Source organism: Alkalihalobacillus bogoriensis ATCC BAA-922, assembly GCF_000621445.1.
Lineage (GTDB): Bacteria > Bacillota > Bacilli > Bacillales > Bacillaceae_F > Bacillus_AO > Bacillus_AO bogoriense.
The window spans coordinates 406,455-421,307 of the sequence record NZ_KK211278.1; the positions used below are offsets into that span (position 1 = coordinate 406,455).

Annotated in this window: 14 protein-coding genes and 1 riboswitch; of the genes, 13 read left to right on the plus strand and 1 reads right to left on the minus strand. The window is 36.9% G+C overall.

All coding sequences use genetic code 11. The features are described from left to right. Positions 1–66: 66 nt before the first annotated feature. Positions 67–177: riboswitch (TPP riboswitch) on the minus strand. Positions 178–539: 362 nt separating this feature from the next. The 10 genes from T323_RS0120740 (at position 540) to T323_RS0120795 (ending at position 11,182) form a co-directional block, all read left to right on the plus strand. Beyond that, positions 540–1,910 (plus strand): aspartate kinase, encoded by a 1,371-nt coding sequence (locus T323_RS0120740; protein ID WP_026674997.1) that lies wholly within the window; start codon positions 540–542, stop codon positions 1,908–1,910. Positions 1,911–2,582: 672 nt separating this feature from the next. After that, positions 2,583–3,929 (plus strand): GH1 family beta-glucosidase, encoded by a 1,347-nt coding sequence (locus tag T323_RS0120745; protein ID WP_026674998.1) that lies wholly within the window; start codon positions 2,583–2,585, stop codon positions 3,927–3,929. Beyond that, positions 3,929–4,057 (plus strand): hypothetical protein, encoded by a 129-nt coding sequence (locus T323_RS29605; protein ID WP_281175754.1) that lies wholly within the window; start codon positions 3,929–3,931, stop codon positions 4,055–4,057. Before T323_RS0120745 ends, T323_RS29605 begins: the two co-directional genes overlap by 1 nt. 341 nt (positions 4,058–4,398) lie before the next feature. Next, positions 4,399–5,163 (plus strand): DeoR/GlpR family DNA-binding transcription regulator, encoded by a 765-nt coding sequence (locus tag T323_RS0120760; RefSeq protein ID WP_026674999.1) that lies wholly within the window; start codon positions 4,399–4,401, stop codon positions 5,161–5,163. Between the two features lie 218 nt (positions 5,164–5,381). After that, complete coding sequence (locus T323_RS0120765) at positions 5,382–6,287, plus strand: carbohydrate ABC transporter permease (protein ID WP_084309345.1); 906 nt, start codon at positions 5,382–5,384, stop codon at positions 6,285–6,287. A gap of 16 nt (positions 6,288–6,303) precedes the next feature. Then, positions 6,304–7,215 (plus strand): carbohydrate ABC transporter permease, encoded by a 912-nt coding sequence (locus T323_RS0120770; RefSeq protein WP_156942493.1) that lies wholly within the window; start codon positions 6,304–6,306, stop codon positions 7,213–7,215. Positions 7,216–7,245: 30 nt separating this feature from the next. Next, complete coding sequence (locus T323_RS0120775) at positions 7,246–8,583, plus strand: ABC transporter substrate-binding protein (RefSeq protein ID WP_026675002.1); 1,338 nt, start codon at positions 7,246–7,248, stop codon at positions 8,581–8,583. A gap of 10 nt (positions 8,584–8,593) precedes the next feature. Next, positions 8,594–10,081: a CehA/McbA family metallohydrolase gene (locus T323_RS28990; RefSeq protein WP_051556643.1), complete on the plus strand. Its 1,488-nt coding sequence runs from the start codon at positions 8,594–8,596 to the stop codon at positions 10,079–10,081. Beyond that, positions 10,042–10,833, plus strand: coding sequence for an HAD family hydrolase (locus T323_RS0120790; protein WP_084309346.1), 792 nt, complete (start codon positions 10,042–10,044; stop codon positions 10,831–10,833). Before T323_RS28990 ends, T323_RS0120790 begins: the two co-directional genes overlap by 40 nt. A 34-nt stretch (positions 10,834–10,867) precedes the next feature. Next, positions 10,868–11,182 carry a DMT family transporter gene (locus T323_RS0120795; protein WP_026675004.1) on the plus strand — a complete coding sequence of 105 codons (315 nt, stop codon included), beginning with the start codon at positions 10,868–10,870 and terminating at the stop codon, positions 11,180–11,182. A 145-nt stretch (positions 11,183–11,327) separates the two neighbouring features. Here T323_RS0120795 and T323_RS0120800 read toward each other — a convergent pair whose 3' ends face one another. Continuing rightward, a complete protein-coding gene (locus T323_RS0120800; RefSeq protein WP_026675005.1) occupies positions 11,328–12,155 on the minus strand; it encodes an ion transporter in 828 nt (275 codons plus the stop codon). 207 nt (positions 12,156–12,362) lie between these two features. Here T323_RS0120800 and T323_RS0120805 point away from each other — a divergent pair, with 207 nt between their 5' ends. The 3 genes from T323_RS0120805 (at position 12,363) to T323_RS28150 (ending at position 14,579) form a co-directional block, all read left to right on the plus strand. Continuing rightward, positions 12,363–13,190: a processed acidic surface protein gene (locus tag T323_RS0120805; protein WP_026675006.1), complete on the plus strand. Its 828-nt coding sequence runs from the start codon at positions 12,363–12,365 to the stop codon at positions 13,188–13,190. Positions 13,191–13,216: 26 nt separating this feature from the next. Continuing rightward, a complete protein-coding gene (gene srtD / locus T323_RS0120810; protein WP_156942494.1) occupies positions 13,217–13,807 on the plus strand; it encodes a class D sortase, LPxTATN-specific in 591 nt (196 codons plus the stop codon). 262 nt (positions 13,808–14,069) lie between these two features. Continuing rightward, positions 14,070–14,579 (plus strand): GyrI-like domain-containing protein, encoded by a 510-nt coding sequence (locus tag T323_RS28150; protein ID WP_245613754.1) that lies wholly within the window; start codon positions 14,070–14,072, stop codon positions 14,577–14,579. Positions 14,580–14,853: the final 274 nt, after the last annotated feature.

The window sequence follows — 14,853 nt, forward strand, 5'->3', positions numbered from 1 at the left end:
TTATTTGCGTTTGAGTGCACAAAAAAATACAAAAAGACCGCTAGCAAGCGGTCAAATAGACAGACGTGTTTAAGAAAACTTCATCCCTCCGCTAGCATTACCTAGATCAGGTTCACCGGTCGACAGCAGTATCAGCTATCCTCTCAGCTTGTTTCACAAGCTCCCGTTTTTTCTTTCTACGTTACTATAGCAAACTATGGAAACGAATACAATGATAATTTTAGATTATTAGGAAAAAAGCGGTAAAGTTTTTTCTGAATTTACAAAGAATAAACAATAGTCAATTTTCATCTTTTCTTATATAATCAGTATAACTATTTAGTTGATAACTGAAATCTGGACCATTTGGGAGCCATTTGGATGGATATTGGAGAAATTTATGGCATTTTACTTTTAATTATCCTCAGCGCGATATATCGAGTCAGAGCCATGTAAATCAAAGATAGGCAGCTTTGCGGGATTCTCGGTGCCTATGTTACCTTTATAAAGGTTGGAAGTTCGGAAAAATAAAAGAAACTAACAGGAGTTGGAGAACAAAAATGAAAGTAGCGAAATTTGGGGGATCATCGGTAGCAAGTGCAGAACAAATTCGAAAAGTAGCAAGTATTATTGAGGAAGACAGTAGTCGAAAAATCGTCGTCGTATCAGCGCCAGGAAAACGTGATAGTGAAGATACGAAAGTAACAGATTTATTAATTGCATTAGGAGAAACGATGCTTTCCCAAGGTCATGCTGAGAAAGAGCTTCAAGCGGTTGTAAAACGATATGAAAGCATCGCAAAAGGGCTCGAACTCGCACCAGATATTATTGAAACGATTGAAAATGATTTAAAAGATCGTGTTTCATTTGACCGTAGTCACCCTGGAAAGTTTATGGACCAAATGAAAGCAAGTGGAGAAGATAACAATGCAAAGTTGATTGCAGCTTATTTTGCAAGCAAAGGGATGGAAGCTCACTATGTGAACCCGAAGGAAGCAGGTTTACTTGTTAGTGATGAACCGGGTAATGCGCAAGTATTACCGGAGAGTTATGAGCATTTATCTAAGCTTCGTGAACGTTCTGGAGTTTTAGTGTTCCCAGGATTTTTTGGATACTCAAAAGAAGGAACACTTGTTACTTTCCCGCGCGGGGGTTCTGACATTACCGGTTCGATTTTAGCAGCTGGGATTGATGCGGAATTATACGAAAACTTTACAGATGTTGATTCAGTGTTTTGTGCAAATCCGAATGTTGTAGAAAACCCTTGTGAAATTAAAAAAATGACATATCGAGAAATGCGTGAACTTTCATATGCAGGTTTTTCTGTATTTCATGATGAGGCGTTAATTCCAGCGTTTCGAAAATCAATTCCGGTTTGTGTGAAAAATACAAATAACCCACAAGCGAGTGGAACGATGATTATTGCAGAGAGAGAGTGCTTTGTTAATCCTGTTATTGGAATTGCGGCGGATTCAGGGTTTTGTACAGTATTTGTGCGTAAATACTTAATGAACAGAGAAATTGGATTTGGGCGTAAATTGCTGCAAATTATCGAGGATGAAGGAATTTCATATGAGCATATGCCTTCAGGGATTGATGATACATCAGTTATCCTTCATCAGGCTCAGCTAGATGATGAAAAAGAACAAAGAATGATTGCTAGAATTCAAGAAGAATTAGATGTAGATGATGTTTATGTGGAGCGAGACTTTGCGATGATTATGATCGTAGGCGAAGGCATGCATAATACAGTGGGGATAGCATCACGAGCCACTTCAGCGTTATCAAAAGCCGGAGTGAATATCGAAATGATTAACCAAGGTTCATCTGAAGTAAGTTTAGTGTTTGGCATTCATCAACAAGACGCTGATGAAGCCGTCCGTTCCTTGTATGAAGAATTTTTTGGCTCATCTAACGGTTCATTAGAATAAACCAAGCGATTAGTTTTGGGTGTTTTAAGCTTATCAAAAGCTTAAAACACCTTTTCATTGTTTAGGGTAATTATGCGGCCATGAAAACCGTTATTTGTGAACATTGCTAGCGTTTTGGAACGTTGGCGGCCACAGGAGCAGTTAATCGTAATTTATCGCCAGGAATTGAATGGATTTTGCGTGAATAAGCGCTCCTGTGTCCGCAAAAAAAGGAAAACCCTATCATGTTCACAAATAACGGCTGCTCTGACCTCAAAAATGAGAGATGTGGAATCAAGAGAATCTAATTGTTTATACAAACTATTTATTCGCGTGTCCAAACCTTGAATTTGTTCTTTTACTATAAACAATTTATTTTGTTAGCTTTGTTAGTTATTTTGTTTTTATTTTTGTAGTGTTTGTTTGCTTCTTTTTCAATAATATAATAAAATTATTAAGGGAATAACTAGTGTAAAGGTATTTCGTTATTTAGGAATAAAACTCATTTTATTTTCAAAAGTTTTCCATGTTTACTACATAAGTTTTTTCTTCATGGAAAGGTAAGTTGAAGTATAAAAACATGACTTATCCGACAAAGTAGTAAAGAATGCTATCATTACTTTCTATGGAGTTATGAGAGTTGTCGGAATACCTAACGAACATTACATACTAACATAAATGGAGGGAATCATTGTGGCAATTATTCAATTTCCGAAAGAGATGAAGTGGGGAGCAGCAACCGCTTCTTATCAAATAGAAGGTGCTGTTGATAAAGACGGCAGAGGACTTTCCATTTGGGATACTTTTTCAAAAACACCGGGCAAGGTTGTGAATGGCGATAACGGTGATGTTGCTTGTGACAGTTATCATCGTTACAAAGAAGATGTAGCCATTATGAAAGATTTAGGGATTAGCATGTACCGCTTTTCCGTATCGTGGCCACGGATTTTTCCGAATGGTACAGGGGAAGTGAACAAAAAAGGACTGGAGTATTACCACAATTTAGTGGATGAATTACTAGCCAATGGCATTGAACCATTATGTACATTGTATCATTGGGATTTGCCCCAAGCTCTTCAAGATAAAGGTGGTTGGGATAACCGTGAAACAATCGATGCGTTTGTCGAGTATGCTGAGCTCATGTTTAAAGAGTTTGAAGGGAAAATTAAATATTGGATTACATTTAATGAACCATGGTGTGTCTCCTTTTTATCAAACTTTATTGGGGCACACGCACCGGGATACCAAGACTTACAACTAGCTACAAATGTAGCGCATCATCTTCTTGTTGCTCATGGTAAAACGGTAAAAGCGTTTAGACAGCTTGGTGTGGAAGGTCAAATCGGTTATGCACCAAATGTAGAATGGAATGAACCTTATAGCAATAAGCAAGAAGATATCGATGCGTGTCGACGAGCAGGGGCTTGGTTTATTGAGTGGTTTTTTGACCCAGTATTTAAAGGTTCCTATCCACAGTTTATGGTGGAATGGTTTGAGAAAAAAGGTGTAAAAATGAAGATAGAAGATGGTGACATGGAAACGATTCACCAACCAATCGACTTTTTAGGGATTAACTATTACACAGGTAGCGTTGGAAAGTATGCTGAAAATAGTGGATTGTTTGACCATGAACGTGTTGATGCAGGCTATCAAAAAACAGATATCGGTTGGAATGTTTTTCCTGAAGGATTTTATAAAGTGCTAACTTATATTACTGAGAAATATGGTCAAGTTCCTATCTACATTACTGAAAATGGTTCTTGTTATAATGATGAGCCTGATAACGGTGTAGTAAATGACCAAGGGAGAATCGATTATTTACAACAACATTTAATTTCCTTAAACCGAAGTATGAATTCAGGTGTAAACATTAAAGGGTACTTAACATGGTCCTTATTAGATAATTTTGAATGGGCAGAAGGATACACGATGAGATTCGGTATTGTTCATGTTAACTATCGTACATTAGAGCGGACAAAGAAAAACAGTTTTTACTGGTATAAACAAACCGTGGCAAATGGCTGGTTTGAAGTTAAATAATGAATAAAGTAAAAAAGGGGGCTCTTGTGAGTTCCCTTTTTTTAAAAGATAAGAAAGCATTAAAATTTTGGTGTAGCAGTGAAGCTTTGAAAGCTATTTCAAGAAAAGACGCTCCGAGTTTTTCTTAATTTGCTAATTTGAACAACATAATCATTGAGTTAAAATACGAAAACAGAAAGTATTCCGCCGAAAAGTACACATAAAGGAATAAACCACCAAGTATCTGTAAAATCTTGTTCATGCTCTTTTTTTCCGCCACCCAATGTAATGTCCCTCCTTCATAAATCTATCGTTATAATATCATATTTTGTTTTTGAGCATGATAAAAGTTTGCTAAAAAATAAAGAAGGAAAAAAGTTGGAATGAATCTTTACACGATTTTAATTTTTTTAGTAGCTATACATGATATAATTTGTTTGAATAGTTGCGTTTAGTTGCATTTTCAATGATGTATAGAGGGTGATGGAATATGTTTGCTAAAGAACGGCAAGAGACGATAATAGATTTGTTAAAACGAAATAAGTCAGTCAAAGTTTCTCAATTAACAAAGCGATTTCAAGTCTCGCTTGAAACAATTCGGAGAGACTTAGAGTTTTTGGAAAAAGAAGGGCTTATAAAGCGAGTACATGGTGGTGCTGTTCTCGAAGAAACAACAAGTCATGAAACAACTTTTATTGAAAGAGAAACGATTCATATTGAAGAAAAAAAAGAAATCGCGAAAATAGCGACAAGGTTTGTCACGGAAGGACAATCGATTGCCTTAGATGTAAGTACAACAAATACCGAGTTTGCAAAAGTGCTAAAAGAAACGTTTTCACGCTTAACGGTTGTGACCAATTCACTTCCGATAGCAAACATATTAGCTGAAATGCCAAACTATACGATTATATTGCCTGGGGGGGTATTGCGAAATCAGGAATTATGTATTGTCGGAGAAATGGCAGAAGCGTTTGTTTCACAATTTCACATTGATACGTTTTTTATGAGCATGAGTGGGATTTCTTTATCGGCTGGTTTAACTGACTATGGTATTGGAGAAGTTCAAATGAAAAGTAAGATGTTACAAGCGTCACAAAAAGGAATTGTCCTTGCAGATAGTAGTAAGTTTGACGTTAAATCATTCTTAAAAGTATGTGATTTAGAACGAGTAGAGTACATTATTACAGATAGTAAGTTAAAACAAAGCATTGTTGAAAAGTATGAAAAGGCCGGAATTGAGATTATAAACAAATAAGTAAAAAACCTTTCTATTATGGCATTGCATAATGGGAGGTTTTTTTTGTTGTGTTTAAGTTGTGATTAGTTTTATTTACATTCATTTAATTGTGTTTTTACATCTCGTTAACACTTTTATAACAATATAATGTTATGATTCTAGTAATAAATGTGTGATTATGTTGGAAAGTGAGGTTTTAAACGTGTGTTTTATTGTGGAAACTTGGAGGTGTCGGAGTGGAAGTGTTGTCTACACGTCTAGAGGTAAGAAATAAGTTCAAATCTATCGGAGTTCCATTACTTTTTATTATCCCAGCTTTCCTCCCTTTAGCTGTATTTTGGATATGGCCAATGCTTTATTCACTTTATATTAGTTTTACAGACTGGGATTTTATGTCACCAACCTTCAATTTTGTCGGATTAGAAAATTATATTGGATTTTTTACGAGTGCTGAGTTCTATCGTGTATTAGGAAATACTATTTATTTTTCTGTTGGTACTGTCATTCCAACGATCATTGGTGGATTGGCTTTAGCTCTATTATTAAAAAATAAATTAGCTTGCATCGGCATTTATCGGACAATTTTGTTTTCGCCATGGGTCACACCAATGGTTGCTGTTTCCATTGTATGGTCATGGATTTTTGAGCCCAGAGTAGGGATGGCCAATTGGGTATTGTCGATATTGTATCTTCCGAAGCTCGAATGGGCGAGTAGTACAACATGGGCTATGGTTGTCATTATTATCGTAACAGTGTGGAAAGGAATCGGCTGGGCGATGATTTTTTATTTAGAATCTTTACACCGTGTACCGCAAGAACTTTATGAATCTGCTAGCTTAGATGGTGCATCTTGGTGGAATCGCTTAAAGCACATCACATTACCACTCGTTTCGCCAACTACCTTTTTCTTAATGATTATTTTAACGATTGAAGCTTTGCAAGCGTATGACCAAATTCAAGTGTTAACACAAGGAGGACCAGCAGGGAGTACAAGGACGATTCTCTACATGTATTATCAAGCAGCGTTTGAGCAGTTTAATATGGGACAAGCGACTGCTGTGGCAACAGTTCTTATTTTTATTACGGCTTTGTTGGCAGTTATTCAGTTCTGGTCATCAAAACGTTGGGTTCATTACGATTAAGGAGGGATGTATAAAGATGAATGGTGTTAATGATCCAGTTGTCGTCAAACCGAAAAAAGCGGCAATTCAACTACAAACGGTTCATATGAGTAAAAAATGGAAAAAAGGGAGCATCCAAGTTTTACGTCACATTGCCTTACTCTTATGTTCGTTATTGATGGCCTTTCCTTTTTTATGGATGTTTCTAAGCGCAATTAAAACAAAGGATGAAATGTGGCAATTTCCGCCAACCTTTTGGCCAGTTGTTCCCCAATGGCACCATTTCTTAGAAGCATGGAACGCGGCACCATTTGGATTGTACATATTTAATAGTGTTTTTACAGCGGTTGTTATTGTTGTTATTCAAGTTGTGAATTCAGCAATGATTGCGTATGCTTTTACCCAATTAAGATTCAAAGGGAAAAATCTCTTGTTTGTTATCATTTTATCGACATATATGCTACCGACAGCAGCAACGTATGTTCCTAGCTATATCCTATTAGCGAAGTTAGGGGTATTAAATAGTTATGAAGGATTAATTCTATCGAATGCGGTGAGTGTATTTGGGATTTTTCTTATCAGGCAAGCATTTCTTCAAGTATCTAAGGAGGTGGTGGAAGCGGCAAAAATAGATGGAGCTGGTCATTGGAGAATGTTATGGCAAGTATTATTTCCGCTTACGAAAACATCGTTTATTACATTTGGTTTAATCAGCTTTGTACAAATGTACAATAACTATTTGTGGCCGTCACTCATTATTAAAGATGACAAATATTATTTAGTTACTGTAGGTTTAAGGCAGTTTTTTATTCAAGGAGGTGCCTACGGGATTCAATGGCCGCTTGTGATGGCAGCGAGTACATTCGCCGTACTTCCTTTATTGCTATTGTTTTTAGTTGCACAAAAATGGTTTGTGAAAGGCATTAGTGATCGAGGAATTAAAGGATAGTAGATACATAGAACCGAGGAGGAAAAACAAGTGAAAACTTCAAAAATGATAGGGATTCGTTTACTTTCTATATTATTACTTATCACTCTTTTTACAGGATGTAGTACAGGAGGAGAACAAAGCAGCACAGAGGCGAAACCGTCAGAAGGAAATGTGGAAAAAGAGCGTGTAGAAATTGAGTTTTGGTATGGATTAGGTGGTCAATTAGGAGAAAATGTGGAGGACTTTATTCAACAATTTAATGAATCTCAAGATGAAGTCACAGTAAAAGGAGTAGCGCAAGGAAATTATGATGAAACATTCCAAGCGTTACAAGCGGGGATTGCTGCCAATGATGCTCCTGCTGCAGTATTACTTACACATGATACGATGTACGGATTAGCACAAAGAGAATTATTAACACCATTATCTTCGTTTATTGAACGTACAGAAGATTTTAACCTAGATGACTTTGTTCCAGCGTTTTTGAACCAAGGGAAAATTGGAGACGAGCTTTATTCGCTTCCTCTTTTTGGTACAACACAAGTATTATATTACCGTCATGACTTATTTGAAAAAGCGGGTGTAAACCCAGACTCATTAAAAACGTGGGAATCATTATATGAAGCAGCGACAATGTTAACAGAAAAAGACGGAAGTGAAGTTTCAGTTTATGGTTGGGAACCGATGTGGGGTAGCGGGAATATGATTGATGCTGCGCTTAGTGGTGGGGCCAAATATATAAGTGATGATGGGAAAGAAGTATTACTTGATTCCCCAGAGTGGATTGAGACGTGGGAATTTTTTAGAAAAGCAATTCATGAAGATAAAATCATGCGTATCCATCATGGTGGTCAAGGGTGGGAATATTGGTATAACACGATTGACGATGTGATGCAAGGTCGTGCTGCTGGATATACAGGTTCGAGTGGGGACCAAGGTGATTTAGATTTCTCTATCATTACTGCTTATCCACAACCAGGTTGGGAGAATCATCAAGCGGCACCACATGCGTCGGCTCAAACGATCAGCATTCCTGCTATTGTTTCTGATGAAGAAAAAGAAGCTGCTTTTAAATGGATGGAATTTTTCACTAGTGCTGAAATGACAGCGGAATGGTCGATGCGTACGGGGTATATCGCGGTTCGTCAATCGGCACGTGATGTAGAAGCTTTTCAAGCCTTTGCAAAAGAAAATCCACAAATATTAGTACCATTACAACAAGCAGAAACAGCAACTCCACCATTTATCGACCCTACAGGCGGACAAATCTATGATGCACTTTCAATCGCGGCAGACCGTGTTCAAATTGAAGGGGTGTCAGCAGAAGTGGCATTAAAAGATGCGAAAGAAGAAGCGCAAAAAGCGTTAGACAAAGTAAATCAATAGGAGCATATCAATGAAAACAGTGATTAATGGGATGATAGGTAGCGATCATACGCTACCTATCAATATTCATACATTTACAGTAGAAGAAAAAGTAGAGTGGATTGGCTTTGTTGTTCATGTAACAAAGAAAAAATGGTTAGGATTTTTATTATGGGATTCTAATGATCGACTTCGTGCGCAATATTTATCAGGAAAAGCACCAAAAGAAATCTTACTTCATGAAAGCGCGCAACAATCTAGTATTCTCACGATTCCTGGTGAGATTACAAAAGGAGAATGGCGCATGGAAGTTGTTGTTGCGGACGCTAGCACTCCAACGAATGTAACTGATATTCCGTATGAAATTATAATAGAAACAGGTTTGGGGTCCTCTCCATTTGATAACCAAATTCACAAACTCGGCCAATGTTGTTGGACAACATTGGAACAACAACGATTGGCATATGGAAATTATGATTGGGAGCGTTCATATTGTGATGAAACACGTTGGTATAAAGGTGATTTTCATACCCATACGATCCAGTCTGATGGAAAAATGACGCCAGCAGCCAATGTTGAACAAGCGCAAAAAAATGGACTCGATTTTTTTGTTGCCACTGACCATCATGTAATGACAACAGGATGGTCATCTGATGAGTTTCTTGTTATTCCGGGGATTGAAATTACGTCAACGAAAGGTCATTTTAATGCACTTGGGCCAAAAGGGTGGATTGACTGGCGTTTTTACGAACATGATGGAGGTATGGAAACAGAAGAAGGCATGAAGCGGGTCCTTCAGGATACAAAGCAAGTAGGTGCCCTTCGATCGCTCAATCATCCTTTTCTAAAGCCTTGGCATTGGGTGTTTCAAGAAACGAAACTAGATGAATTTGATTGTATAGAAATCTGGAATGATCCGACGTATCAACAAAACACAGCAGCAACGGAAGATGCTCTCCATGTATGGAGTGTGTTATGGAATGAAGGATTTTTCCTTCCTGGAATAGGAGGGTCAGATTCTCATTTATTACCGACAGAAAGCTATAAAAAAAATGGCCCTCCTTCTGTCATTGGCGACCCTGCGACATATGTTTTTTCTAACGGGCTTTCCGCCAATGAAATCTTGCATGCTGTGAAAAAAGGGCGTGTGTACGTTTCAAGAGGACCTGTTCTTGATATGTATATTAAAGTTGAAAATGAAATAAAACCGCTTGGAACTGATTTATCTACGTATCATGGCAAACAAGCTGAATTTGTTATTAACTATGAAAATGTAAAGCTAGGAAGTCAATTGCAATTCATTTCTAGAGGTGAAGTCGTATCACATCATGTTTTAGAAAAAGAAGGTCAAGTTGAGCTACCATTTCAAGTGACAGATGAGTTTGGGTGGTATCGAATTGACATTAGGGATGAACAGGGGGAGCTACTTGCTTTTTCTAATCCTGTCTATTACGGAAAAAGAAAGAGAGATATTATCACATGGTCACAATTACTCGAAAAAGCAGGTTACCTGAAGTAAATATTAAAGGAATATTGTTTGATAAAGATGGCACTCTACTAGATTTTCATTCTGTTTGGTTAACGCTTGCTGAGCATCTTGTAGAAGCGATTGGAACAAAAACAGGATTTAATAACCATTTATTAAAAGAAAAGCTATTACGGTCTGTTGGTGTGTTTGGAAATGTCATTGAAAGCAATGGAATATTGGCAGGAGGAACAACAAAAGAGATGGCAGAAGCATTTTGTCAATATATTGATATTCATGCTCTCGGTTATCCTACTTTTTCCTCCTTCCATGAATGGTTGTCACAAGAAATGGTTGAATTAACAAAGCAAAACATTGATTCGGTTCAACCGACAACGAATTTACAAGCGACATTAAGTCAATTGATTGAGAAAAAGATCATTTTAGGTATTGCAACTGCAGATGATTTTGCTACGACAACATTATGCTTAGATAAACTAAACATTGGTCAATTTTTTTCTTTTATTGGGGCAGCTGATAATGTTCCAAAGCCTAAACCCGATCCGGTTACATTGCACCATTTTTGTCGTGAATTTGGGTTAGAACCGAGTGAGGTCATTGTAGTTGGTGACACACTAAAAGACATTTCACTAGCCCGGAATGCAAACGCTGGATTAGCGGTTGGTGTGTTATCAGGAGTAAGTAGTAAAGATGATTTAACGCCATTTGCGGATATTGTCATTCCTACGATTTCACATTTACTTAATGACAACGGTGAGTTTATTTGGAATACAAAAAGCGAATGATGATGAGAGTCTTAACTAGAGGGGAGGAGATGATTTGGGTTGGTTATTGTTAGTTATCACGATTTTACTAGAAGTAGCTGGGACAATCGCAATGAAAGAATCGTTTGGATTAACAAAAGTCGTCCCCTCTATTTTATTATTTGTTTTTTATGGACTTTGTTTTAGTATATTTGCCATTGTTGTAAAATCTATCGACTTAAGTGTGGCGTATGCAATATGGGCTGGGGTTGGGACGTTATGTGTCAGTTTGATTGGGATGTTTTATTATGGAGAAACAGTTTCAGTAATTAAGTTATTTTCCATTTCTTTTATTATTATTGGCGTCATTGGGTTGAAAATAGCGGGGTAGTCAAAAACACCTTTGAGAAATGGGTACTCAAAGGTGTTTTTACGTTATTTCATGCATTGTCGGTTCGGACATGTATTCCGCTATTTCGTAGAATTCAAGCTTTTTTCAAAAGCTAACGGAACATATGTCCGATACCAATTGAACTTTAAGGAGTAGAATCTTTTTTCGTTTGGTTGGCGTTCATTGTTAAAAGGATATCTTTAAGCTCGGATACTTGTTTTTGTAATTGTTTTAACTCTTCTTTTGTTTCATCGATTTCATCTTCTGCATTTGCTTTTTCAACATTACTTACGATGACCCCGATAAATAAGTTAAACACGATAAATGTTCCAACAAGGATAAAGATGACAAAGTAAAGCCATGACCATGGTACTTCTGCAAAAATTGGTCGCATAACACCACTTGCCCACGATTCAAGGGTTACAACTTGAAATAGGGTAAGAAGAGACAATTGTAAATTGCCAAAGTACTCTGGTGCTACCTCTTTAAACAACATCGTTCCAATAACAGCAAAAATGTAAAAAATGATGCTCATTAAAATCATAATGTTTCCTAAGGCAGGAATAGTGAGTAAAAGGGCATCAACTAATTTACGTAGTGATGGAATTACAGAAATCGCCCGTAATACACGAAGCACACGCAAAATCCGAAGGACAGTCACAAAATGTGCTCCTACAAAAATATGGCCAGCTGCAACGATAATAAAGTCAAACCAATTCCAACTATTTGTAAAGAATCGTTTCGGACCTACGGCAATAAATCGTAATGCGATTTCAACGGTGAATATCCAAAGGAGGATATTATCCATAAAATAAAACCAGTCTTTATATGCGGTATAAAGGTTAGGATAAGTTTCTAACCCTACGATAATGGCGTTCACAATAATTAAAGCGATAATCGTACTTGTAAATACTTTATGTTCAACAATTTTCTTACTAACAGATTTTACTGTTGAAAATTTGTTTTCGGTCATTTTCTTCCTCCAATGAACTAGTGTTTTTCGGCACACAACACTTCAATTCTACTAGATTTTTTTAGTAGAGAAAAGAAAAAGGTTTTGGAAGTATGAGAAAGAAGAAAAATAACCAAAATCCTTTAAGAATCTTTTTCGTAAACTGGTATAATTTCTCAAAATGAACAAACGCTAACAGTATTACCTTGAGCACGAGGAGGAAGAGAAATGAAACGACTTATGTTAGTTTTGTTTGTTGCTTTACTTGTCCAGCCCCTAGCAATCGTCAACAGTGTAGTGGCGGTTGAGAGTGGTACTACTAATACGACAGAAAACCGCGAAGTTTTATTGAATGAGTATGAATTAACGTATGAAGAATTAGAGCATCTCCTTGCTCAGTTTGGTGAATCCCCGGAGGATTACGATTCACTTGATGAGTTAGAGGTGGCCATTCAATTTTACCAAGGTCATGGCGAAGAACTAGAGTTTATTTCGATGTTATTTGCAATTCTTGGAATTACTGAAGAAGAAATCAAAACCTTTCTCCTTCATATGCAATCATTAAACCGAGATACGGTTGAATTATCTATGAGCGCTTTAGAACAGCGGATGTTGCAACTTGAACATTTTGAACATCCTGATGATTTAACGGGTGAAATGAAAGCAGAGCTTGTATCGATTTGGATGGAAAGCTTAGAAACATTAAAATTAGAATCGAGGCTTTTCCTTGAAGTAAACGAACAAAAGATTGCGGTTACAATCGTAGAATTACTAGAAATGGAACGGTTAAACGAAAATCGTCTTATTGTGGAATTGTACGATAGCCAAGGGGTCTTTTTATTTGATTTTATTTTAACTGATGATTTATTTGATAGTGGGTTGTTTATGGATATCGCTTCTGTCATGACAGGATTACCTGAAATGGCTCATCAATTTCCAACAGACATGACATTACCAGAAACGGCTTCTTCTTATGGAAAAACAGCTTTACTTGGATTGATTTTGTTGATTTTATCATTGTATGCTTATCAGCGCCGTTCTGTTGTTGAACAATGATGGAAAAAGTAATGGAGAAAAGAAGAATGATGTTCAAAGTTATTTTTCTTTTCCTTTTTCATCTTGGGCTTTACCTTTTTGTTGTGAATGGTTCTTTTTTTCTGAGCGGTTTTTTTAGTGTAAAGCCAATGGATGAAGTAAGTATCGTTTCAGTCAGGGAGGCAAAAACAAAAGCAACATATCAACAATATAAGCAAATGGATCAAAAGAGACCGGCAGTGGGAGAGGAATATGCTACACTTGTTATCCCTAAATTAAATGCTAGTATTCCTGTTTTTTACGGTGTAGAAGAAGAACAGCTTAGAAAAGGCGTTGGCCATATACCACAAACAGCGATGCCTGGGGAACAAAATAATACGGTTCTATCTGGACACCGTGATACTGTATTCAGAAAGTTAGGTGAACTTGATGTTGGGGATGACCTTTCGATTGTGACAGACCATTCCGTTTTTACTTATGTTATTCGGAAGATTCGAATTGTAGATAAAAATGATACAACTGTTGTTGTCCCTAAACCAAAAGCGACATTAACGGTAACGACATGTTATCCGTTTCAGTTTATCGGCAATGCCCCGAACCGTTATGTGCTCATTGCAGATGGAATCAAATATGATTAGAGTGTCCTATTGAGTGAATAGCTTTTTAGGGCACTTATTTTTTACCTATTTGTTAGAGGTTGTTTAGGAGACTGAATGAAAAGTGAAAATATATGAAAAAAGTCACCGGATAATAGGTTCTTTATGGAGGGAAGCTAAACATTTTTAAATCTCTTTGTAATTTTTTAGAGGAAATTTGGGTTCTATGGATAAATGAAAGAAGTGGAGTTTTTCTATTCGGAAAAAATGTTTGAATGATGTTAGGGGTGAAAAATATTTGGAAGTGAAAATAGTAACTCGAAATGCCTGTGCTTTATTTGCAAAGCAAGCTGTCCGAAAAGGTGGCAATGAAGAATTAGGAAAAGAGCTACGATTAGCATGGAAAGAGCTTCAAAACGAGATTAAACAACACGACATTAACGTGAATAATAATGATATAGGGTATGTTTTAAGCTCAAATGTAAATGAAACATCCAATCAAGAGGTAGAACTTTGGGTGGGAGTAGAAGTTGAAAAGGGAGAAATGGAGAAAGGAACCGTTACACGAATCTCGATCCCTGAGCAACAATATGCATCAATTACATGTAGAGGTAATGCAAATCAATTACAACGCACTTATGAATTTCTTTATCATTGGTTAGCCGAGCATCAATTTAAAGTGACATCAGGAGAAGGGGTTTATAAACTTGAAGTAAATCGACTTCATCCTGTCAATCCTTTTGAACTACCAGCAGGGGAAGCGAATGAATTTGATTTTGATATTTTGTTTCCCATTCAACATAAAGCGATATAGTGAGTTATGTTACTACTATTTGCACGGTGGTAATGTAACAAAAGAGGGGCTCTGTCCGCTAAGAACGTTTTTGTTCTTAGCGGACAGCCCCTTTTATTAAAAGAGAGGAAAAGGCGCTCCCGCGTTTTTCTTAAGCTTTATATATTTATTATGAAACGAACACGTCAAACTTCGTTAAATGCAGACATAGCCGTTGTTATTAATACAGTGGTGAAGGTCAAACGAGGAGAAAACGAAGCAAAAGTGTCCTTCATAAAGGCGATGAAGGACAAAA